We start from the raw sequence: 21,623 nt of genomic DNA on the forward strand, positions 1-21,623 counted from the left end.
TTCCGCGGCCTCGCGTTCGATTATCGCGCGCGGGGAGTCCTCGGAGAAACGGGCGATCGCGGCCCAGGGAGATGGTGGCACCCGGGGCCGCACAGGAAAAGCCGCCAGGTCCCGATCGTGACCTGGCGGCTTCCTGGAGATGGAGCTGCCGGGTCAGCCGGCTACGCGAGCGGCGAGGGCGTCGCCGATCGCGTCGGTGGTGCGGAAGGTGCCGTCGCGCTCCGCGAGGTCGGCGCTGACCGCGTCCTCGATGCGGGCGGCTTGCGCCTCGTAGCCCAGGTGGCGCAGCAGGAGGGCGACGGACAGGATCGTGGCCGTCGGGTCGGCCTTGCCGGTGCCGGCGATGTCCGGGGCCGAGCCGTGGACGGGCTCGAACATGGACGGGAAGGTGCCGGCCGGGTTGATGTTCCCGGAGGCGGCGAGGCCGATTCCGCCGGTGACGGCGGCGGCCAGGTCGGTGAGGATGTCACCGAAGAGGTTGTCCGTGACGATGACGTCGAAGCGCTCGGGCTGGGTGACGAAGAAGATCGTCGCGGCGTCGACGTGCAGGTAGTCGGTAGTGACCTCGGGGTACTCCTGGCCGACCTTGTCGAAGATGTTCTTCCACATGTGGCCCGCGTACACGAGGACGTTGTTCTTGTGGACGAGCGTGAGCTTCTTGCGGGGGCGCGCGTTGGCGCGCTCGTACGCGTCGCGGACGACGCGCTCGACTCCGTACGCCGTGTTGACGCTGACCTCGGTGGCCACCTCGGCGGGGGTGCCGGTGCGCAGGCTGCCGCCGTTGCCGGTGTAGGGGCCTTCGGTGCCCTCGCGAACCACGACGAAGTCGATCTCCGGGCGGCCGGCCAGCGGAGTGGCCGTGTTGGGGAAGAGCTTCGACGGGCGCAGGTTGATGAAGTGGTCGAAGGCGAAGCGGAGCTTCAGCAGCAGGCCGCGCTCCAGTACGCCCGACGGGACCGACGGGTCACCGATGGCGCCCAGCAGAATCGCGTCGTGGTGCTTGAGGGCCTCAAGCTCCGCGTCCGGGAGGGTTTCACCGGTGCGGTGCCAGCGCTGGGCACCGAGGTCGTACTCCTTGGTCTCCAGCTTCACCTCCTGGGGCAGGACCGCGGTAAGGACTTTGAGTCCCTGAGCCACGACTTCCTGGCCGATGCCATCACCGGGGATCACTGCGAGATTGATGCTGGTCGACATGGCGGAACCGTACTCCCTGTCCCAGCCCTCAGACATATCGCGTCCAGCATCCGGACCAACTGACCGACTGGACCACCACTCCGGACCGGCTGGACCAACTGGACCAACTGGACCAAGGGAACGCGATACGCCCGGGACCGCCCGGCGGTGAAGAGCCTGATCAGTGGCCCGTGGAGCCGCCGTTGTCCCGGCGGTCCAGCGCGCGCTGCAACGCGGCGGCGGCGTTCTTGCGGTCGGCTTCGGCGGTGGAGGAACGGCGGACGCGGCGGACTGCGGTGCGTGCGGTCATGGTGATCGACTCCTTGAGATCACGGCGTGGCGGGGCCACGGATGAGGGGTTCCTTCAAGGCGCCGGAAGAGGCGGGGAGCGGTACGCCGCAGGGGTTGCCTGCCAGGGGCGCGCTCTCGACCGCCATTCGCCTGATCGGCGAGACGTTCGGCTCCTACAAAGCTAGGGCAGTCGGCGCTGTATGTCTCCGCAGTTACTCGGACTTCCTACTATCTGAGACGCCGAAGGCCTCGTCAGCTCCCTCACCGAGCCGCACTCTGGTTCCGCTTCCTGTCCCCATCAGCCCTGGTCGCAAGGAAGTTCCCTGATCACAGCCTTGACCACGGGAGTGGCTGCGGATTCCGGTCTGGTGCCGTATCTCACGCGCCTCACCGGCCCCTTCACGGGCCCAGACGGGTGATCCGGGCCCCGGACGGCGTGATGCGGCTCTGCCGTCGCCTACAGCACGTCCCCGTTGCGCCAGTCGAAGTCGAGTCGCCCGGCCGGGTCCGGAAGGTACCCGCCCGGCGGCGCCCAGAGGTACGTGGAGCCCTCCTCCTCGGGGAGGGCGACCGGCCCGTCGGGGGCGAGCGTCCCGATCCGCCCGCCCCACACCTGCCACCCACGGCCCGAGTAGAGCGCGGCCCCGTCCTGCGAAGCCGACAGCGCCCCGAGCACGTACGCCCTCCCGATGACACCCTCCAGCGCGTCCATGAGCCGCCCGCCGAGCCCCTCGCGCCGCCGGTCGCCCCGTACCGCCACGGCCTCCACGTACCCGGTGCGCAGCGCCCGCCCCCGGTGCGTGACCCGCCGCTGCACCACGCTCCCGTGCCCGATGAGCGCGCCGCCCGCGTCCCGGGCCAGTACGTGCATCCCGCCGAGGGCGTGCTCGAAGTCCTCGTCACCGAAGTCCCCGTCGAAGGCCGCGTCGAGGAAGCCCCGTACCTCTCGGAGTCCGTCACCGGTCAGCTCGGCCGTGTGCGCGGTCCGCATCGATGTCCCGTCCATGCCCGTCCGCTCCATGCCCGTCCGCTCCATGCCCGTCCCGTTCATGCCCGTCCCGTTCATGCCCGTCCCGTTCATTGCCCCCAGTCTGGCGGCGGCCGCGCCGACGTGGCGCGGGCGGGGGAAGTATCGGGGGAAAGGCCGGAAACAGGCGGGTGAGCCCCGGCCCGGCGTCCCGGGCGGCCAGGTCAGGGGCGCGGCAGCGGCCTTCCGGGCGCCGGAAATCGACCGGCGATCGTCCCCGCCATAGCCTCCCTGTCCGTACACAACGGACAGGAACGGATGACGGTACCCTGGCCGATCCGCTCGCGGCGTCGGCAGACTCGGCGCATGTCGCCTGATACCGAGCAGTGGACCCCTGTCCACGGCATGCCCTACCGCCCCGCCGCCTACCGGCCCGAGCGGATGCCCGGCCACGAATCGCTCGCGCGCGCCGCGCGGCTGCGGGCGCGGATGGACGAACGGCGCACCGTACGCCACTTCTCCCCCGACCCGGTGCCCGAGCAGGTCGTCCGGGACGCCATCGCGTGCGCCGCCACCGCCCCCTCCGGGGCCCACCAGCAGCCGTGGACCTTCGTCCTGGTCAAGGATCCGGGGGTGCGGGAGCAGATCCGGGCCGCCGCCGAGCAGGAGGAGGCGCTGTCCTACGACGGCCGCCTCGGCGAGGAATGGCTCGCGGCCCTGCGCCCGCTGGGCACGGACGCCGTGAAGGCCCACCTCACGGACGCCCCGGCCCTCGTCGTGGTCTTCCAGCAGCGCTACTGGCTCGGGCCGGACGGCACGAAGCGCAAGCACTACTACGTGGACGAGTCGGTCGGCATCGCCGTCGGCATGCTCCTGTCCGCCCTGCACCTGAGCGGCCTGGCGGCCTTGGTCCACACTCCGAGCCCGATGCGCTTCCTCGGCCACGTCCTCGGCCGTCCGGAGAACGAGAAGGCCTTCGCGGTCATCCCGGTCGGCTACCCGGCGGACGACTGCGAGGTCCCGGACCTGGTCCGCAAGTCGCTGGACCAGGTACTGATCGAGGTCTAGCCGCGACCAGCGCTGGCAGCCGGTGGCCGGCCGGAACCGGGACCGCCCCCGCTCCGGACTTGGGGGTACCGGAGCGGGGGCGGGGTTCAGCGGGTGCGGCGTCAGCCCATGTGGGGGTACGTGTAGTCCGTCGGCGCGACCAGCGTCTCCTTGATGGAGCGCGTCGAGGTCCAGCGCTGCAGGTTCGTCGCCGCGCCGGCCTTGTCGTTCGTACCGGAGGCGCGGCCGCCGCCGAAGGGCTGCTGGCCCACCACGGCGCCCGTGGACTTGTCGTTGATGTAGAAGTTGCCCGCCGCGAAGCGGAGCTTCTCCATCGCGTCGGCGGCCGCGTAGCGGTCCCCCGCGATGATGGAGCCGGTCAGCGCGTACGCAGAGACGGACTCCATCTGCGCCAGCATCTCCTCGTACTTGTCGTCCTCGTAGACGTGGACGGCGAGGATCGGGCCGAAGTACTCGGTCGTGAAGACCTCGTTCTCCGGGTCGGTGCAGGCGATGACGGTCGGGCGGACGAAGTAGCCCTCCGAGTCGTCGTAGGTGCCGCCCGCGACGATCTCGCAGGTCGGGTCGGCGGCGGCACGGTCGATCGCGGCCTTGTTCTTCGCGAACGACCGCTCGTCGATGACGGCGCCGATGAAGTTGCCCAGGTCGCGGACGTCGCCCATGGTGATGCCGTCGACCTCGGCCGCGAAGGCCTCCTTGAAGCCGTCGTTCCAGATCGAGGCCGGGATGTAGGCGCGCGAGGACGCCGAGCACTTCTGGCCCTGGTACTCGAAGGAGCCGCGGGTCAGGGCGGTCTTCAGGGTCGCCCGGTCCGCGGACGGGTGCGCGACGACGAAGTCCTTGCCGCCGGTCTCGCCGACCAGGCGCGGGTAGGACTTGTACTTCTCGATGTTGTTGCCGACCGTCTTCCACAGGTACTGGAAGGTCTTGGTCGAGCCGGTGAAGTGGATGCCGGCGAGCTCGGGGTGGTTCAGGGCCACCTCCGACACCGCGAGGCCGTCGCCCGTCACCAGGTTGATGACGCCCTTGGGCAGGCCGGCCTCTTCGAGGAGCTCCATCAGGAGGACCGCGGAGTGGGTCTGCGTCGGGGACGGCTTCCAGACGACCACGTTGCCCATGAGGGCGGGGGCGGTCGGCAGGTTCCCGGCGATGGCCGTGAAGTTGAACGGCGTGATCGCGTAGACGAAGCCCTCCAGCGGGCGGTGGTCGCTGCGGTTCCACACGCCGGCGGAGTTGGCGCCGGGCTGCTCGGCCAGGATCTGGCGGGCGAAGTGGACGTTGAAGCGCCAGAAGTCCACGAGCTCGCACGGGCAGTCGATCTCGGCCTGCTGCGCGGTCTTCGACTGGCCCAGCATGGTTGAGGCGGCGAGCTTCTCGCGCCACGGGCCGGCCAGCAGTTCGGCGGCGCGCAGGATGATCGCGGCGCGGTCGTCGAAGGACATCGAGCGCCAGGCCGGGGCGGCGGCCAGGGCGGCGTCGACGGCGTCCCGGGCGTCGGCCTCGGTGGCGTTGGCGAAGGTGCCGAGCACCGACTTGTGGTCGTGCGGCTGGACCACGTCGAAGCGCTCGCCCCCGCCCATCCGCTTGACGCCGTTGATCGTCATGGGGAGGTCGACCGGGTTCTCGGACAGCTGCTTGAGCTGGATTTCGAGGCGGGCGCGCTCGGGGCTGCCGGGGGCGTACGTGCGGACCGGCTCGTTGACCGGCGCGGGGACCTGGGTCACAGCATCCATGGGTCTGGTAACTCCTTGACCTAGTTCTTGGACCTAGTTCTTGGTGATCATCGAGCGGACGAAGAAGAGCAGGTTGGCCGGCTTCTCCGCGAGGCGGCGCATGAAGTAGCCGTACCAGTCCGTTCCGTACGCGGTGTAGACACGCATCCGGTGGCCCTCGGCGGCGAGCCGCAGGTGCTCCTCGCTGCGGATGCCGTACAGCATCTGGAATTCGTACTCGTCCAGTTTGCGCCCGGCCTTGCGGGCGAGCTCCTGCGCGATGGCGATCAGACGCGGGTCGTGGGACCCGATCATCGGGTAGCCCTCGCCCTCCATGAGGATCTTCAGGATCCGGACGTACGCCTTGTCGGTCTCGGCCTTGTCCTGGTAGGCGACCTCGGCCGGCTCCTTGTAGGCACCCTTCACGATGCGGACGCGGCTGCCGGCGGCGGCCAGGCGGCGGGCGTCGGCCTCGGTGCGGAAGAGGTACGCCTGGATCACGCAGCCGGTCTGCGGGAAGTCGCGGCGCAGCTCCTCGTGGATGGCGAACATCGAATCGAGGGTGGTGTGGTCCTCGGCGTCCAGCGTCACGGTGGTGCCGATGGCGGCGGCGGCCTCGACGACGGGGCGGACGTTGGCGAGCGCCAGTTCGTGCCCGCCCTCCAGCGCCTGGCCGAACATCGAGAGTTTGACCGACATCTCGACGGTCTCGCCCAGTCCCAGCACCTTCAGCCGGTCGATGAGCTGGAGGTAGGCGTCGCGGGCGGCGTGGGACTGCTCCACGGCGGTGATGTCCTCGCCCACCACGTCGAGCGTGACTTCCAGGCCCTTGCGGGTGAGGTCCTCCACGATCGGGATGACCTGGTCGACCGTCTCGCCGGGGATGAACCGGTTCACCACGGGCTTGGTCACCGGGGCGGCGGAGACGATACGGCGCATCCTGTCGCTGCGCGAAGCGGCGAGGATCAGGGGACCCAGCACGGGCACCTCCAACGGGTGGCAGAAGCAGACGAACGGTCCGCACGCCGGTGCGCCGGGGCCGTAAGGAAAACGCGAGTCGAACCACCGTGAAACCTAAGGACCGCTTTGATCCTGGGCCATCGACAGCTGTCACGCATCCGTGGAGCCGATCTCATACATCTGTCTGAAGAGCAGCTGCCGGGGTGGGAGAATGCCCGTGTGAAGGGCGATTACCAGGACCTGGTGGACGAGATCTCGGCGCTGCTCGGCGCGCCGGCGACGCTGGAGAACCGGGACTTCCGCCTCATCGCCTTCGGCGCGCACGACAGCGACGGCGAGGGCGGCGAACTCGTCCTGGACCCCGTCCGGACCCGCTCGATCCTGACCCGGCAGTCGACGGCGGCCGTCCGGTCCTGGTTCGAGGGCTTCGGCATCGCCCGGGCGACGGAGCCCGTACGGATCCCGGCGGCGCCCGAGGCCGGCGTCTTCCGGGGGCGGATCTGCCTGCCCGTGCGCTACCGGGGCATCGTGCAGGGGTACGTGTGGCTGCTCGACCAGGAGCCCGGCCCCGGGCCGCAGGTGCTGGCGGCGGCCATGGAGGTGGCCGAGCGGATGGGGGTGCTGCTCGCCGAGGAGGCGAAGGCGGGGGCCGACCTGTCGCGGGAGTTCCGTGCGGTGCTCACGGCGGGGCGGGGGTGGCAGCGGGACATGGCGGTGGCCGCTCTGCGGTCGGCCCTGGGCGCGGACGGGGACGGCCCGCACGCGGTGGTGTGCGTGACGCCGTGGTCCGGGGAGGCTCCGGCGTCGGTGCCGGGGGCGGCGGCGGTGTGCGTGCTTCCGCGGGGCGGTGAGGCCACGGAGGCGGCTGGTGAACAGGCGCTGGCGGTCCTGCTCCGGCTCCGCTCGACCGGCGCGCTCGCTCCGGCGCTCACGGCGGCGGGCCGGCTACTGCCGCGGGCGGCGGGGACGGAGGGGACAACGGGCCAGCCGGGCGCGGCGGGCGCGGCCGGGACGACGGGGGCTGCGGGCACGGCGGGCGCGGCCGGGACGACGGGCGCGGCGGGCGCGGCGGGGACGACGGGGGCGGCCGGGACCGCCGGGGTCTCCGACCCCGTCCGGGCCCTCACGGAGCTGCCGGCCGCCTGGGAACAGGCCGCCGCCGCGGCCCGCGCGGCCGCCGCCCAGCCACGCCTCGGCCCGGTCGCCGAGTGGTCGGTGATCGGCCCGTACCGGATGCTGGCGACCCTCACCGCCGACCCGGTGAGCGACCCGGCGGCCCGTGAGCTGCTGGGCCCGGCCCACCGTGAACTCGCCCGTACCGCGGAGGTCTTCCTCGACTGCGCCGGCCAGGCGGGCCGTGCGGCGGCAGCCCTGGGCATCCACCGCCAGACCCTCTACTACCGCCTGGCCCGGGTGGAGCAGCTGACGGGCCTCGACCTGGACGAGGGCGAGGACCGCCTGCTGCTGCACATGGCCCTCAAGGCCGCCCGCCTGCACCGCTGATCCGGCATCCGCGCCGCCGGAAGCTCGACCGGGCAGCACCGGGTGCTGGTCAACGGGGCGTCAGGGGGTGTGGGTACCTGCCGTACAGATCGCCAAGTCGCTGGGCGCCGAAGTGACCGGCGTGTGTTGCAGTTCGCGGAACGCGGAGCTGGTCCGGTCGCTCGGCGCGGATCACCTCATCGACTACGCCCGCGAGGACTTCACCCGCGACGACCGCCGGTACGACCTCGTGTTCGACCTGGTGGGAAACCGTTCGCTGACCGAGTGCTGCCGCGCCTTGACCCTCTCGGGGACCCTCGTGCTCTCCGGCGGGGGCGTGTCCGAGGGCGGCAGTCTGGTCGGGCCGATGGGGCTGCTCATCAGGGGCCGGGCGCTGTCGCCCTCCATGCGCCAGCGGCTGCTCGTCCTGACGGCGACGCCGAGCGGCGAGAACCTGGCGGCGCTGCGGGAGCTCGCCGAGTCCGGCACGCTCTCACCCGCCATCGACCGGACCTACCCGCTGGACGAGGCACCGGCGGCCATCCGGTACCTGGAAGTGGAGCACGCGCGCGCGAAGGTGGTCCTCAGCGTCTGAAGGCGCGTCACCAAGCCGCCGTCGAACCGCCCCCGGTCAGCCGAGGCCAGGGTGCGCCCCCTGCCCACGCCCACGCCGGGCGCCGGCCGGCGGTCGCCCGGCGGCGGGTCCCTCAGCCGCGGATCTCCTTGCCGGTCGCGGCCTCGGCGGCGCGCCGCATGCCCTCGGTGAGCTCCTCCGCGGTGGCCGCGGTTCCGGGGTCGAAGAGCCACTGGATCATCAGGCCGTTCAACAGCGCCTGATAGAAGGCCCCGAGCGTGCGCACGTCCCGCTCTTCGAGCTCGTCCTCCGGCGTCCCGGTCAGCATCGAGATGAGCCCCCGCCGCCCCTCGGCCTGCGAGGCCGCGAGCATCGTGCGCAGTTCGGGCCGCTGGTCGCGGCTCAGTGCGACCTCCAGGCTGGCCGCCCAGACCGGCCCGGATCCCTCGTGCTGGGCGAGGACGCCCTCCCAGACCGAACGGAACCGCTCCAGGGACCCGCCCTCGCCCGTCAGACCGCTCTCGAAGAGCGCGCCCCACTCCTCTATCAGGGCGATGAAGGCCTGGGTGAGCAGGGCGTCCTTCGAGCCGTAGTGGTAGCCGATGGAGGCGAGATTCGTGCCCGAGGCGCTGACGATGTCACGCGCCGTGGTGCGTACGAACCCCTTCTCGACCAGGCACTTCTTGGCCCCTTCGAGCAGATCTTCACGATGTCCCATGCCGGAACGGTAGCAAGACGCCTGTATGAGACGGAAGTTCTGCACGGCCGTCCCATACATCCGTCATAGACATCCGTTTAATACGCTTGTACATTGCCTGTCATGACCCACACCGCCTCCGCGCCCCCGCTCGCGGGCCGCCGGGAATGGACGGCCTTCGCTGTCCTCCTGCTCCCCTTGCTCCTCGTCTCGATGGACGTCTCGGTCCTCTACTTCGCCGTCCCCGCCATCAGCGTGGAGCTCGACCCGAGCGCCACCCAGCAGCTCTGGATCTTCGACAGCTACGCCTTCGCCCTGTCCGGCCTCCTGATCACGATGGGCTCGCTCGGCGACCGGATCGGCCGCCGCAAGCTGCTCCTGATCGGCGCGACCGCCTTCGGCCTCGCCTCGGTCGCCGCCGCGTACGCGGTCAGCGCCGAGATGCTGATCGCGGCCCGCGTGCTGCTGGGCATCGGCGGCGCCACCCTGATGCCCTCCACGCTGGCCCTCGTACGCAACCTCTTCCAGGACGCCGGACAGCGCGGCCGGGCCATCGCCATCTGGTCCGGCGCCATGACCGGCGGTATCGCCCTCGGCTCGGTGATGAGCGGGGTACTGCTGAACCACTTCCACTGGGGCTCGGTCTTCCTGGTCAACGTGCCCGCGATGCTGCTCCTGCTGGTCCTGGCCCCCGTGCTGGTCCCGGAGTTCAAGGATCCGGCCCCCGGCCGCTTCGACCTGCTGAGCGTCCCCCTGTCGACGGCCGCCGTACTGCCGGTCGTCTACGGGCTCAAGGAGACCGCCGCCGAGGGCTTCTCCCTCTTCCGCCTCGGCTGCCTCGCCGTCGGCCTGGTCTTCGGGTACGCCTTCGTGCGCCGCCAGCGCTCCCGTGCCGACGCGATGGTGAGCCGGGACCTCTTCCGGGGCCGCGGCTTCGGAGCGGGCATCGGGCTGAGCACCGTCGCCGCCTTCGCCATGATGGGCTCGGCCTACTTCACCACCCAGTACCTGCAGTCCGTCCTGGGCATGGGCGCCCTGGAAGCCGCCCTGTGGAGCCTGGCCCCCTCGGTCGCCATCGGCGCCGCCGCCCCGCTCAGCGCCGTCCTGGCCACCAGGACCGACCGGGCCCACGTCATCGCCGGCGGCTTCCTGCTCGCCGCCGCCGGATTCGCCGTGCTCGCCCTGGTGGACACCGACTCCCTGGGGCTGCTGCTGGCCGGCGCCGGGGTGCTGGCCTGCGGCATCGTCACCGTGATGTCCCTGGTGTCCGACATGGCGCTGGGCGCGGCCCCCGCCGAGAAGGCCGGCTCCGCCGCCTCGCTGCTGGAGACGGGCCAGGAGTTCGGCGGCGCCCTCGGCATGGCGGTCCTGGGCAGCCTGGGCACGGCGGTCTACCACGCGGACCTGGCCGGTTCCGAGCCCGCCGTACGGGAGACCCTGGGCGGAGCGGTCGCCGCCGCCCACCGGCTCGGCGGAACCGCCGGCGAGCAGGTCCTGACCGCGGCCCGCGAAGCCTTCGTCCACGGCATGCAGTACGCGGCCTGGACCGGTACGGCGGTGCTGCTCGGGGCGGCTCTGCTCGCCGCGGCTGTGATGCGGGGGACCGAAGCCGCCGCCCCGCCCGCGGCGGAGCCGGCCCGCGCGCACGGAGCCGTCTAGCACGGGTCGACGTACAACTGATCGGTGCGGGGTGTGCCGGGAAACGTGAAAGGGCCCCGGGGTCTGCGGGGCCCTTTCCGCGTCGGCGGATCGGCTCAGCCGCGCTTCGGCGGTCGGCTCAGCCGAGGCTGACCGTACGCGCCGAGACGGCGCCGATCTCGGTGGAGATGTCGGCGAGGACATTCACCGGAACGGGTGCGTCCACCGTGAGGATGACGAGCGCCTCGCCGCCCTCCTCGGCGCGGGCGACCTGCATGCCCGCGATGTTCAGACCGGCCTCGCCCAGCACTCGGCCGACGGTGCCGACCACGCCCGGGCGGTCGGTGTAGCGCAGCACGATCATGTGGTCGGCCAGGGCCAGGTCCACGTCGTACTCGCCCACACCGACGATCTTCTGGAGGTGCTTGGGGCCCGCGAGCGTGCCGGAGACCGAGACCTCCTGGCCGTCCGACAGGGTGCCGCGGACGGTCACCACGTTGCGGTGGTCGGGGGACTCCGAGCTGGTGGTGAGGCGGACCTCGACACCGCGCTCCTGCGCGAAGAGCGGGGCGTTGACGTAGGAGACCGTCTCGTCGACGACGTCCTCGAAGACGCCCTTGAGCGCGGAGAGTTCGAGCACCTTCACATCGTGCTGGGTGATCTCGCCGCACACCTCCACGTCGAGGCGGACCGCGACCTCGGCCGCGAGGGCGGTGAAGATGCGGCCGAGCTTCTCGGCGAGGGGCAGACCGGGACGCACGTCCTCGGCGATGACGCCGCCCTGGACGTTGACCGCGTCCGGCACGAGCTCACCGGCGAGCGCGAGGCGCACCGACTTGGCGACCGAGACACCGGCCTTCTCCTGGGCCTCGTCCGTGGACGCGCCGAGGTGCGGGGTGCAGACGACCTGGTCGAGCTCGAAGAGCGGGGAGTCCGTGCAGGGCTCCTTCGCGTACACGTCGAGGCCGGCGCCGGCCACGCGGCCCTCCTTGAGGGCCGTGTACAGCGCTGCCTCGTCCACGATCCCGCCGCGGGCGGCGTTGACGATGCGGACGGACGGCTTCACCTTGTGCAGGGCCTCGTCCCCGATGAGACCGAGGGTCTCGGGGGTCTTCGGCAGGTGCACGGTGATGAAGTCGGCGGCTTCCAGGAGTTCGTCCAGCGTCAGCATCTTGACGCCCATCTGGGCGGCGCGCGCGGGCTGCACGTACGGGTCGTAGGCGACGACCTTCATGCCGAAGGCCGACATGCGCTGGGCGACCAGGACGCCGATGCGGCCGAGGCCGACGACGCCGAGGGTCTTCTCGCTCAGCTCGACGCCCGTGTACTTGTTCCGCTTCCACTCACCGTTCTTCAGGGCGGTGTTGGCCTGCGGGATGTTGCGGGCGGTGGCGACGAGCAGACCGCAGGCCAGCTCGGCGGCGGTCACGATGTTCGAGGTCGGCGCGTTGACGACCATCACGCCGGCCTTGGTGGCGGCGGAGACGTCGACGTTGTCCAGACCGACCCCGGCGCGGGCGACGACCCGCAGCTTCTTGGCGGCGGCGATGGCCTCCGCGTCGACCTTCGTCGCGGAGCGGACGAGGATCGCGTCGACATCGGCGATCGCGGGCAGCAGCTCGGCCCGGTCGGCGCCGTTGCAGTGGCGGATCTCGAAGTCGGGGCCGAGCGCCTCGACCGTGGCGGGCGACAGCTCTTCGGCGATGAGTACGACAGGTTTCGAGCTCACGTGGGTCCTCACAAGTCCAGTGCGGACGGCCGTCCCGACGGCCGCAGCGTGGAGGGGTAGCCGCGTGGAAGACGCACGACACTGTGGGCCTGACGCGTATGTGTTGAGCAGTGTAGTGCCGCTGAGGCGGCGGATTTCCGCCTGTACGGAAGGATCACCCGTCCGTGGTTGGCCGGGGTGGACAAGCCGGGGCCGGGACGCACGTCCCGGCCCCCCGCCGCGTACGAGATCAGCTCTCGTCGCTGTCGACCCAGCTCATCAGCTTGCGCAGCTTCTTGCCGGTGGTCTCCAGCAGGTGCTCCTCGTCGGCCTTCTTGTACTCGTTGTACTTCGGCAGACCGGCCTTGTACTCGGCCATCCAGGTGTTGGCGAACTCCCCGCTCTGGATCTCGGCGAGGACCTTCTTCATCTCCACCTTGGTGGCGTCCGTGATGATCCGGGGGCCGGTGATGTAGTCGCCCCACTCGGCGGTCTCGGAGACCGACCAGCGCATCTTCTCCAGGCCGCCCTCGTACATGAGGTCCACGATGAGCTTGAGCTCGTGCAGGCACTCGAAGTACGCGATCTCCGGCTGGTAGCCGGCCTCGGTCAGGGTCTCGAAACCGGCCTTGACCAGGGCGGAGGCGCCACCGCACAGGACGGCCTGCTCACCGAACAGGTCGGTCTCGGTCTCCTCGGTGAAGGTGGTCTTGATGACACCGGCGCGCGTGCCGCCGATACCGGCCGCGTACGAGAGGGCGAGCGCGAAGGCGCTGCCCGAGTGGTCCTGCTCGACGGCCGCGATGCAGGGGACGCCGCGGCCTTCCTCGTACTGGCGGCGGACCAGGTGGCCCGGGCCCTTCGGCGCGACCAGGGCGACGTCCACGTTGGCCGGGGGCTTGATGAAGCCGTAGCGCACGTTGAAGCCGTGGCCGAAGAACAGCGCGTCGCCGTCCTTGAGGTGGTCCTTGATGGACTCCTCGTAGATCTCGGCCTGCAGCGGGTCCGGGGTCAGGATCATGATGACGTCGGCCCACTCGGCGGCCTCGGCCACGGGGACGACCTTCAGACCCTGCTCCTCGGCCTTGGCCTTGGACTTCGAGCCCTCCTTCAGACCGACGACGACGTCGACGCCGGAGTCACGGAGCGACAGCGCGTGGGCGTGGCCCTGGCTGCCGTAACCGATGACCGCGACCTTGCGGCCCTGGATGATGGACAGGTCGGCGTCGTTCTCGTAGAACAGCTCGGCCACTGGGATATCTCCTTGGTGCGCTGGTGTTGCACCCACCGTACGGCGGGGAACGGAATGTGAGTTTCTCGGTCTCGCCATACGAACGGCGGGACGTGCGGCGCGTGTCAGGCGCTGCGGTCGAGCGCGCGCAGGCTGCGGTCCGTGATGGACCGGCCGCCACGCCCTATGGCGATCGTGCCGGACTGCACGAGCTCCTTGATGCCGAAGGGCTCCAGCATCTTGAGCATCGCGCCGAGCTTGTCGGCGCCGCCGGTCGCCTCGATGGTGACGGCCTCCGGGGAGACGTCGACGGTCTTGGCGCGGAACAGCTGGACGATCTCGATGATCTGCGAGCGGGTGTCGTTGTCGGCGCGGACCTTCACCAGGACGAGTTCGCGCTCGATGGCGTTGTGCGCCTCCAGCTCGACGATCTTGAGCACGTTGACCAGCTTGTTGAGCTGCTTGGTCACCTGCTCCAGCGGAAGGTCTTCGACATTCACCACGATGGTGATGCGGGAGATGTCGGGGTGCTCCGTGACGCCGACCGCGAGGGAGTCGATGTTGAACCCGCGGCGGGAGAACAGCGCGGCGATCCTGGCCAGGATGCCGGGCGTGTTCTCGACCAGGACGGAGAGCGTGTGCTTGGACATGTGAGTCGTTCTCTCTCTCGGGCTCTCTCGGCTCAGTCGTCTTCGTTGTCGCCGAAGTCGGGACGGACGCCCCGGGCGGCCATGACCTCGTCGTTGGAGGTGCCGGCGGCGACCATCGGCCACACCATGGCGTCCTCGTGGACGATGAAGTCGATGACCACCGTACGGTCGTTGATCGCGTTGGCCTCGGCGATGACCTTGTCCAGGTCGGCCGGGTCCTCGCAGCGCAGGGCCACACAGCCCATGGCCTCGGACAGCTTGACGAAGTCCGGGACGCGGGTGCCCTTGCGGGGGGCGGTGGACTCGCCGAGCTGGGAGCCGACGGTGTCGTGGCCGGTCTCGTCGTTGTGCAGCACGGTGTTGGAGTACCGCTGGTTGTAGAACAGGGTCTGCCACTGGCGGACCATGCCGAGCGCGCCGTTGTTGATGATCGCGACCTTGATCGGGATGTTGTTCAGCGCGCAGGTGACCAGTTCCTGATTGGTCATCTGGAAGCAGCCGTCACCGTCGATCGCCCAGACCGTGCGCTCGGGCATGCCCACCTTGGCGCCCATGGCGGCCGGGACCGCGTAGCCCATGGTTCCGGCGCCGCCGGAGTTCAGCCAGGTGCGGGGCTCCTCGTACTTGACGAAGTGCGAGGCCCACATCTGGTGCTGGCCGACGCCGGCCGCGTAGATGGTGCCCTGCGGCGCCAGCGCGCCGATCCGCTCGATGACCTGCTGGGGCGAGAGCATGCCGTCCTCGGGCAGGTCGTAGCCCAGCGGGTAGGTGTCGCGCCAGCGGCTGAGGTCGGTCCACCAGGCGGTGTAGTCGCCGGCGTTGCCCTCGGTGTGCTCGGCCTGCACTGCCTGGATCAGGTCGGCGATGACCTCGCGGGCGTCGCCGACGATCGGGACGTCGACCGCGCGGTTCTTGCCGATCTCCGCCGGGTCGATGTCCGCGTGGATGACCTTGGCGAAGGGGGCGAAGCTGTCCAGCTTGCCGGTGACGCGGTCGTCGAAGCGGGTGCCGAGGGCGATCAGGAGGTCCGACTTCTGCAGCGCGGTGACGCCGGTGACCGAGCCGTGCATGCCGGGCATGCCGACGTGCAGCGGGTGGCTGTCGGGGAAGGAGCCGAGCGCCATCAGCGTGGTGGCGACCGGGACGCCGGTCAGCTCGGCGAGGACCTTCAGCTCGGCGGTCGCGCCGGACTTCATGACGCCGCCGCCGACGTAGAGGACCGGGCGCTTGGCCTGGCAGATGAGCTTGGCGGCCTCGCGGATCTGCTTGGCGTGCGGCTTGGTGACCGGCCGGTAGCCGGGCAGGTCCATGCTGGGCGGCCAGCTGAAGGTGGTCTTCGCCTGCAGGGCGTCCTTGGCGATGTCGACCAGGACCGGGCCCGGGCGGCCGGTGGAGGCGATGTGGAAGGCCTCGGCGATCGTCCGCGGGATGTCCTCGGCCTTGGTGACCAGGAAGTTGTGCTTGGTGATCGGCATCGTGATGCCGACGATGTCCGCCTCCTGGAAGGCGTCGGTGCCGATCGCCTTGGAGGAGACCTGGCCGGTGATCGCGACGAGCGGGACGGAGTCCATGTGCGCGTCGGCGATGGGGGTGACCAGGTTGGTGGCGCCCGGACCGGAGGTGGCCATGCACACGCCGACCTTGCCGGTGGCCTGCGCGTAGCCGGTGGCGGCGTGGCCGGCGCCCTGCTCGTGGCGGACCAGGATGTGACGGACCTTCTTGGAGTCCATCATCGGGTCGTACGCGGGGAGGATGGCGCCGCCCGGGATGCCGAAGACGGTGTCGCACCCCACCTCTTCGAGAGAGCGGATGAGGGACTGCGCACCCGTGACGTGCTCAACGGCGGCGGACTGCTGTCCGCCGGAACGGGGCCGCGGCTGCGGATGGTGGGCCCCGGTGGCCTGCTCGGTCATCGGCATTCTCTTCTCGAAGCTGAGGGTTTTACGAGGATTCGACTCTGTGCCAGTGCAACAAAAAACCCCTCGTGCCGGGAGGCAAGCGAGGGGAGCGCGTCGGGTGCGTTGAGCGGGGACATGCTGGCCCCAGCTTCAGCCGACGCGCTTTCCAAGTACGAGAATTCGGGTGCGCATGACACTGACCCTCCCTCCGGCGGGAGGGGGATGTCAAGTGGGTGGGACGGGCGTCTCATTATGTGAGCCTCTACGGATGGCCATCGAGCCACCGGGCGAACCACCGGCCAAGGCGGGTTGGGCGGCTCCGCCCGGTACTGGGAACGTACCGCGCACGAGGGCCCGGCGCAGCCTGTACTCGTCGAGCGGTCCGGAGAAGGCCATGCCCTGGCCGTGGGTGCAGCCCATGGCGCGCAGCGCCGCCACCTGCTCGGGCAGGTCCACCCCGTCGGCCACGGAGCGCATGCCCAGGTCATTTGCGATCCGCAACAGGCCTGCGGTGATCTTGTGGAGGCGGGCCGACTCGACCACCCCTTCCACCAGCCCCCGGTCCAGCTTGAGCATGTCCACCGGGAGGCGGCGCAGGGCGCTGATGGCCGCGTAGCCGCTGCCGAAGCCGTCCAGGGCGATTCCCACGCCGAGGCGGTGCAGGGCCGCCAGGCGGCGCTCCAGATCATCGAAGGGCACCCTGGGATCGGAAACGGCGAGCTCCAGGACCAGCGCTCCGGACGGCAGTCCGTGCCGGGTCAGCAGGGCCTCCACGGAGCCGAGCGGCATCGACCGGTCCAGCAACCGCTGGGCGGTCATCCGTACGGCCACCGGTACGTCGTGCCCCGCCCGGTGCCGCTCGGCGGCCTGTCCCACGGCCTCCTCCAGCAGCCAGCGCCCCAGCTCGGCGGTGCGTGAGGCGTCCGGACCCGTGGTGGCGGCGCCCTCGCTGTACTCGGCGACCCGGAGGAACTCCGCGGGGGTGAAGAGGATGCCCTGCGCGGAGCGCCAGCGGGCCTGCGCGGCCACGGCCGCGACCTCGCCGGTGGCCAGGGAGACCACGGGCTGGTGCAGCAGGGCGAACTCTCCGTCGTGCAGCGCGCTGCGCAGCCGCCCCGCCAGCTCGGCCTTCCGCACCAGCTCGGCCTGCATCTGCGGCGCGTACAGCTCGACGCGGTCCTTGCCGCCCGCCTTGGCCCGGTACATCGCGAGATCGGCGTTGCGCATCAGGTCCGATGGGGTGATGCCGGAGTCGGCGAAGGCCACGCCGATACTGGCGGCGACCCGGACCACGCTGCCCGCGATCCGGTACGGCTGGGAGAGGGTGGTGCGCAGCCGGTCGGCGATCTCGTGGACCTGGTACTCGCGGGCGCCGCGGTCGCGGCTGCCGTCGCCCACGATCAGGGCGGCGAACTCGTCGCCCCCGAGGCGCGCGGCGGTGTCCCCGGCCCGGACCGAGTCCTGGAGCCGGCGCGCGGCCTCGACGAGCAGCTCGTCGCCGGCCTGGTGGCCGATGGTGTCATTGACCGCTTTGAAGCCGTCGAGGTCGATGAAGAGCACGGCGGTGCTGTGGTCAGCGCTGCGCCGGCCGGTCAGGGCCTGGCGGACGCGGCGCGTGAAGAGGGCCCGGTTGGGCAGGTCGGTCAGCGGGTCGTGCTCGGCACTGTGCTGGAGCTGCGCCTGGAGCCGGACGCGCTCGGTGACGTCCCGGCTGTTCAGGATGAGTCCGCCCTGGTGGCGGTTGACGGTGGACTCCACATTGAGCCATTCGCCGCCGCCGGACATGAAGCGGCACTCGATCCGGGTGGTGGGCTCCTCGGCGGGGGGTGCGGCGAGGAAGCGCCGGACCTCGTGGACCACGCGGCCGAGATCGTCGGGGTGGATGAGTGTGGCGAGCTCGGTGCCGACCAGGTCCTCGGCGTCGCGTCCGTAGACCCCGGCGGCGGCGGGGCTGACGTAGCGCAGGGTGCCTTCCGGGGCGGCGATCATGATGACGTCGCTGGAGCCCTGCACGAGGGAGCGGAAGTGGTTCTCCTTCTGGGCCAGTTCCTGGGTCAGCGCGATGTTGTCGAGCAGCATGATGCCCTGCCGCACGACGAGGGCGAGCACGACGGTGCAGCCGGTGATGACGACGACTTTGTCGACACTGCGGCTTTCGATCACGTTGTAGAGGATGCCGAGGGTGCAGACGGCCGCGGCGAGGTACGGGGTGAGCGCGGGCAGCGACCGGGCGATCGGCCGGTTGCCGGACCGCGCCGCGTGCGCGTACTCCGCCGGTTCGGGGTACGGGCTTATCCGGCGGGCGCCCCACGGTGCGTACGCGAGCAGCAGGGACCCGGCGAACCAGCCCGCGTCGAGGAGCTCGCCGGAGCGGTAGGTCTCCTTCAGCAGCGGCGAGGTGAAGATGGCGTCGCAGAAGACCGTGAGCGCGAGGCCGGCGATGACCGTGTTGACGGCGGACCGGTTGGCCGCGGAGCGCCTGAAGTGCAGCACCAGCACCATGGAGACGAGGGCGATGTCTAACAGCGGATAGGCCAGGTCGAGCGCCGTTCCGGGCACGCTGCCCCCGCTGTGGGACCGGGCCGTTTTGGCCAGGGCGACGCTCCACGAGAGCGTCAGCAGCGATCCGGCGATCAGCCAGGAGTCGAGGGCCAGGCAGACCCAGCCCGCCCGGGTGACGGGCCGCTTGGCCAGCACGAGGAGCCCCACGATCGCCGGCGGTGCGAAGCAGACGAAGAAGAACTGCGCCGGGGACGGACTCGGCATCGGCTCGTGGATGACGACCTCGTACCAGCCCCACACGGCGTTCCCGCAGGCGGACATCAGGGACGAGAGAGCAAAGAGCACCCAGGCGAGCCGGTCGCGGTTCGCATGGGTGCGCGCGTACTGGTAGCAGGATGCGGCTGCGACGAGGGCCGCGGCACTGAGACCGAAGTCGCCCATGATGTCGGCCAGTTCACCGCTGCCCCAGCCGAGGCCGGCGCCTACGGCGTAAGCGCCCCACACCACCGCCAGGAGCACCTGGACGGCTACGCCCCGGCCTCCCCCCGAGGCGCAGGGCCGGTTCAGGAGCGCCGGCCCCGGGGCAGTCACCGTCCCCCCTCGCTGGCTGGTTTCCGCGCGCTCCGTCGTCGCCTGCGGCGGCTTCGCCGCATCGGATCCTTCATCCATTGGCCGTGCATCGCCCGTCGCCCCCCAAAGTGTCCGATCACTCCCCAGCGCCACACGTTCGTGGCGCAGCCCCTTCTTCGGGACGATACACCACTTTCGTCACTCAGGGACATAGATTCTCTACGCTCCGTTACCACCAAGGGAGTTGGGCCCACAGAACGCATCCGACCAACTGCGGAGCGTACACACCACAGGTCACTCCGTGGTCAACACCGTGTGCTCGACCGGCTCCCCGGCGGCGAACCGGCTGAGCTGGCGGGCCAGCAGCCGCTTCGCCCGCGGCTCGAACGCCGAGCTGCTGCCGCCCACATGGGGCGTGATCAGGACGTTCGGGGCGTGCCAGAGCGGGTGGCCCGGCGGCAGCGGTTCCGGGTCGGTGACGTCGAGCGCCGCGCGCAGCCGGCCCGATTCCACCTCCGCCAGCAGGGCGTCCGTATCGACGACGGGACCGCGCGCCACGTTCACGAGCAGGGCGCCGTCCTTCATGCGGCGCAGGAAGTCGGCGCCGGCCAGCCCCCGGGTCGCATCCGTCAGCGGCGTCACCAGGATCACCACGTCCGCGTCCGGCAGCAGCCGCGGCAGGTCGGCGAGGGCGTGCACCGGCCCCCGCCCGGTGCTCCGCTCCGAGCGGGCCACGCGCGCGATCCGCCCGCACTCGAAGGGTGCGAGGCGGTCCTCGACGGCCGCGCCGATCGACCCGTAGCCGACGATCAGGACGGACTTGTCGGCCAGTGCCTCGTAGAAGCCGGAGCGCCACTCCTCGCGGTCCTGGCCATGGACCATGCCCGGGATGCCGCGCAGGGAGGCCAGGACCAGGGTGAGGGCGAGCTCGGCGGTGCTGGCCGTGTGGACGCCGGCCGCGTTGCACAGCCGTACTCCGGGGCGCAGGTCGCCGAGGCCGCCCAGGACGTGGTCCACGCCCGAGGTCAGCGTCTGGACGACCCGCAGGGCGGGCATCGCCGCCAGCGGGCGCACCGTGACCGCCGGGGACTTCATGTACGGCGTGACGTAGAAGACGCAGTCGGCCGGGTCGGCCGGGAAGGTCTCCTCGCCGTCCCACCGGCGGTATCGGAAGGAGTCGGGAAGGCCGTCGATCTCGTCGGCGGGGAAGGGCAGCCACACGTCCGCGGTCTTTGCAGTCATGATCACGAGGCTATGCCAAGGCTTCCGGGGCGAGCCGTTAGTTTTGGGGCCGGAGCGTGAGGGGGACGCAGGGGTGGAGCGCAGGTCGATCGGAGCGAGGGCGCTGACGGTGGGTGCCATCGGGCTCGGCTGCATGCCGATGAGCTGGGCCTACGCGCCGTCGCACCGGCGGGGGGAGGAGTCGCTGGCCGCCGTGCACACGGCCCTGGACCTCGGATCGAATCTGCTCGACACGGCCGATGTGTACGGCCCTTACACCAATGAACTCCTGCTCGGCCGGGCGCTGCGCGAACGGCGGGCCGAGGCGTTCGTGTCGGCGAAGGTTGGTTTGCGGGCCGGGGACCAGCACGTGGTGGCCGACGGGCGGCCCGGGTACGTCCGGCGGGCCTGCGACGCCTCGCTGCGCCGTCTGCGGACCGATGTCATAGACCTCTACCAGCTGCACCGGGTGGATCCGGATGTTCCGGTGGAGGAGACCTGGGGGGCCATGGCGGAGCTGGTGGGCGCGGGGAAGGTGCGCGCGCTCGGGTTCTGCGCGTTGGGCGCGGGGGCCGGACCGGGGGCGGGACGGAGCGGGGACCGCGCGTACGGCACGACCCTGCGCCATCTGGAACGGGCGCAGCAGGTCTTCCCGGTGAGCGCGGTGCAGGCGGAACTGTCGGTGTGGTCGCCGCAGGCGGCCTGGCAGCTGCTGCCGTGGTGCGCGGCGCGCGGGGTGGGGCTGCTGGCGGCGATGCCGCTGGGCAGCGGGTTCCTGACCGGGACGCTCACCCCGGGGCAGGGCTTCGAGTCCGAGGACGTGCGGGCCAGGCATCCGCGGTTCACGGCGGAGGCGATGGCGGCCAACCAGGTGCTGGTGGCGGGGCTGCGGCGGGTGGCGCGGCGGCACGGGCCCGAGGTGACGGCGGCGCAAGTGGCGCTGGCGTGGGTACTGGCGCAGGGGCCGCACGTGGTGCCGGTTCCGGGGGCGGACCGGGCGCACTGGGCGGCGGAGAACGCGCGGGCGGCCGAGGTCCGGCTCACGAGCGGGGACCTGGACGAGATAGCGGGCCTCCCGGCGGCCGTGGGGGCCTGGGACTGACCCCACAACCACTCGATCGGGTGTACGACTCGTGGAACTTCCGGAACGGCCGCGACGGTTGAGACAGATGACAGGCGCGATCGGAGGACGGGAAGGGAGCGGGACGATGCGATACGGGTGGGCGGTCGGGCGGCGGTCCGGGCAGGGGTACGGGGCCGCGATTCGGTCCGGGGCGTCCG

17 protein-coding genes are annotated in these 21,623 nt (G+C 71.1%); 5 read left to right on the plus strand and 12 right to left on the minus strand.

Annotation, left to right across the window (positions count from 1 at the left end; genetic code table 11):
• Positions 1 to 153: 153 nt before the first annotated feature.
• The 3 genes from ACWDX7_RS22775 to ACWDX7_RS22785 all read right to left on the minus strand — a co-directional run bounded on the left by ACWDX7_RS22775 (position 154) and on the right by ACWDX7_RS22785 (position 2,500).
• On the minus strand, positions 154 to 1,194 hold the full coding sequence (locus ACWDX7_RS22775; RefSeq protein WP_451489965.1) for a 3-isopropylmalate dehydrogenase: 1,041 nt from the start codon (positions 1,192 to 1,194) through the stop codon (positions 154 to 156).
• A 160-nt stretch (positions 1,195 to 1,354) separates the two neighbouring features.
• Positions 1,355 to 1,483, minus strand: a complete 129-nt coding sequence (locus ACWDX7_RS22780; RefSeq protein ID WP_451489966.1) for a hypothetical protein — start codon at positions 1,481 to 1,483, stop codon at positions 1,355 to 1,357.
• 438 nt (positions 1,484 to 1,921) lie between these two features.
• On the minus strand, positions 1,922 to 2,500 hold the full coding sequence (locus ACWDX7_RS22785) for a GNAT family N-acetyltransferase (RefSeq protein WP_451490045.1): 579 nt from the start codon (positions 2,498 to 2,500) through the stop codon (positions 1,922 to 1,924).
• Positions 2,501 to 2,797: 297 nt separating this feature from the next.
• On the opposite strand from ACWDX7_RS22785, the gene ACWDX7_RS22790 reads away from it, so the two are divergent.
• Positions 2,798 to 3,499, plus strand: coding sequence for a nitroreductase family protein (locus tag ACWDX7_RS22790; protein ID WP_451489967.1), 702 nt, complete (start codon positions 2,798 to 2,800; stop codon positions 3,497 to 3,499).
• Between the two features lie 101 nt (positions 3,500 to 3,600).
• Here the strand turns inward: ACWDX7_RS22790 and pruA are convergent, their stop codons facing one another.
• Entirely contained in the window at positions 3,601 to 5,232 is a 1,632-nt protein-coding gene (gene pruA / locus ACWDX7_RS22795) for an L-glutamate gamma-semialdehyde dehydrogenase (protein WP_451489968.1), read from the minus strand.
• Positions 5,233 to 5,265: 33 nt separating this feature from the next.
• Complete coding sequence (locus tag ACWDX7_RS22800) at positions 5,266 to 6,192, minus strand: proline dehydrogenase family protein (protein ID WP_451489969.1); 927 nt, start codon at positions 6,190 to 6,192, stop codon at positions 5,266 to 5,268.
• A 198-nt stretch (positions 6,193 to 6,390) separates the two neighbouring features.
• Between ACWDX7_RS22800 and ACWDX7_RS22805 the strand changes: the two genes are divergently transcribed.
• Both ACWDX7_RS22805 and ACWDX7_RS22810 read left to right on the plus strand, forming a co-directional pair.
• Positions 6,391 to 7,674, plus strand: a complete 1,284-nt coding sequence (locus ACWDX7_RS22805) for a PucR family transcriptional regulator (protein ID WP_451489970.1) — start codon at positions 6,391 to 6,393, stop codon at positions 7,672 to 7,674.
• A 67-nt stretch (positions 7,675 to 7,741) separates the two neighbouring features.
• The gene (locus ACWDX7_RS22810) at positions 7,742 to 8,248 is read left to right on the plus strand and encodes an NAD(P)-dependent alcohol dehydrogenase (protein WP_451489971.1); all 507 of its coding nucleotides are present in this window, start codon (positions 7,742 to 7,744) and stop codon (positions 8,246 to 8,248) included.
• A 112-nt stretch (positions 8,249 to 8,360) separates the two neighbouring features.
• Here the strand turns inward: ACWDX7_RS22810 and ACWDX7_RS22815 are convergent, their stop codons facing one another.
• Entirely contained in the window at positions 8,361 to 8,945 is a 585-nt protein-coding gene (locus ACWDX7_RS22815; protein ID WP_451489972.1) for a TetR/AcrR family transcriptional regulator, read from the minus strand.
• A gap of 102 nt (positions 8,946 to 9,047) precedes the next feature.
• On the opposite strand from ACWDX7_RS22815, the gene ACWDX7_RS22820 reads away from it, so the two are divergent.
• A complete protein-coding gene (locus ACWDX7_RS22820) occupies positions 9,048 to 10,583 on the plus strand; it encodes an MFS transporter (RefSeq protein WP_451489973.1) in 1,536 nt (511 codons plus the stop codon).
• Positions 10,584 to 10,701: 118 nt separating this feature from the next.
• On the opposite strand, the gene serA is transcribed toward ACWDX7_RS22820, so the two are convergent.
• The 6 genes from serA to ACWDX7_RS22850 form a co-directional block, all read right to left on the minus strand.
• The gene (serA, locus tag ACWDX7_RS22825; protein ID WP_451489974.1) at positions 10,702 to 12,291 is read right to left on the minus strand and encodes a phosphoglycerate dehydrogenase; all 1,590 of its coding nucleotides are present in this window, start codon (positions 12,289 to 12,291) and stop codon (positions 10,702 to 10,704) included.
• Between the two features lie 229 nt (positions 12,292 to 12,520).
• Positions 12,521 to 13,522 carry a ketol-acid reductoisomerase gene (gene ilvC, locus ACWDX7_RS22830; protein WP_451489975.1) on the minus strand — a complete coding sequence of 334 codons (1,002 nt, stop codon included), beginning with the start codon at positions 13,520 to 13,522 and terminating at the stop codon, positions 12,521 to 12,523.
• A 104-nt stretch (positions 13,523 to 13,626) separates the two neighbouring features.
• Entirely contained in the window at positions 13,627 to 14,151 is a 525-nt protein-coding gene (ilvN, locus tag ACWDX7_RS22835; RefSeq protein WP_451489976.1) for an acetolactate synthase small subunit, read from the minus strand.
• A gap of 32 nt (positions 14,152 to 14,183) precedes the next feature.
• A complete protein-coding gene (locus ACWDX7_RS22840) occupies positions 14,184 to 16,070 on the minus strand; it encodes an acetolactate synthase large subunit (protein ID WP_451489977.1) in 1,887 nt (628 codons plus the stop codon).
• Between the two features lie 204 nt (positions 16,071 to 16,274).
• Complete coding sequence (locus ACWDX7_RS22845) at positions 16,275 to 19,142, minus strand: putative bifunctional diguanylate cyclase/phosphodiesterase (RefSeq protein ID WP_451489978.1); 2,868 nt, start codon at positions 19,140 to 19,142, stop codon at positions 16,275 to 16,277.
• 273 nt (positions 19,143 to 19,415) lie between these two features.
• Positions 19,416 to 20,363, minus strand: a complete 948-nt coding sequence (locus ACWDX7_RS22850) for a 2-hydroxyacid dehydrogenase (protein WP_451489979.1) — start codon at positions 20,361 to 20,363, stop codon at positions 19,416 to 19,418.
• Positions 20,364 to 20,436: 73 nt separating this feature from the next.
• On the opposite strand from ACWDX7_RS22850, the gene ACWDX7_RS22855 reads away from it, so the two are divergent.
• Positions 20,437 to 21,444, plus strand: a complete 1,008-nt coding sequence (locus ACWDX7_RS22855) for an aldo/keto reductase (protein WP_451489980.1) — start codon at positions 20,437 to 20,439, stop codon at positions 21,442 to 21,444.
• Positions 21,445 to 21,623 lie beyond the last annotated feature (179 nt).

This window comes from Streptomyces sp. NPDC003034 (assembly GCF_053591375.1).

Excerpts from the sequence above, each read along its gene's own strand:
- ACWDX7_RS22840 (WP_451489977.1), bottom strand. The coding sequence starts at position 16,070 with ATGCCGATGACCGAGCAGGCCACCGGGGCCCACCATCCGCAGCCGCGG.
- ACWDX7_RS22785 (WP_451490045.1), bottom strand. The coding sequence starts at position 2,500 with ATGGAGCGGACGGGCATGGAGCGGACGGGCATGGACGGGACATCGATG.
- ACWDX7_RS22780 (WP_451489966.1), bottom strand. The coding sequence starts at position 1,483 with ATGACCGCACGCACCGCAGTCCGCCGCGTCCGCCGTTCCTCCACCGCC.
- ACWDX7_RS22815 (WP_451489972.1), bottom strand. The coding sequence starts at position 8,945 with ATGGGACATCGTGAAGATCTGCTCGAAGGGGCCAAGAAGTGCCTGGTC.
- pruA (WP_451489968.1), bottom strand. The coding sequence starts at position 5,232 with ATGGATGCTGTGACCCAGGTCCCCGCGCCGGTCAACGAGCCGGTCCGC.
- ACWDX7_RS22820 (WP_451489973.1), top strand. The coding sequence starts at position 9,048 with ATGACCCACACCGCCTCCGCGCCCCCGCTCGCGGGCCGCCGGGAATGG.
- ACWDX7_RS22775 (WP_451489965.1), bottom strand. The coding sequence starts at position 1,194 with ATGTCGACCAGCATCAATCTCGCAGTGATCCCCGGTGATGGCATCGGC.
- ACWDX7_RS22850 (WP_451489979.1), bottom strand. The coding sequence starts at position 20,363 with ATGACTGCAAAGACCGCGGACGTGTGGCTGCCCTTCCCCGCCGACGAG.
- ilvN (WP_451489976.1), bottom strand. The coding sequence starts at position 14,151 with ATGTCCAAGCACACGCTCTCCGTCCTGGTCGAGAACACGCCCGGCATC.
- ACWDX7_RS22790 (WP_451489967.1), top strand. The coding sequence starts at position 2,798 with ATGTCGCCTGATACCGAGCAGTGGACCCCTGTCCACGGCATGCCCTAC.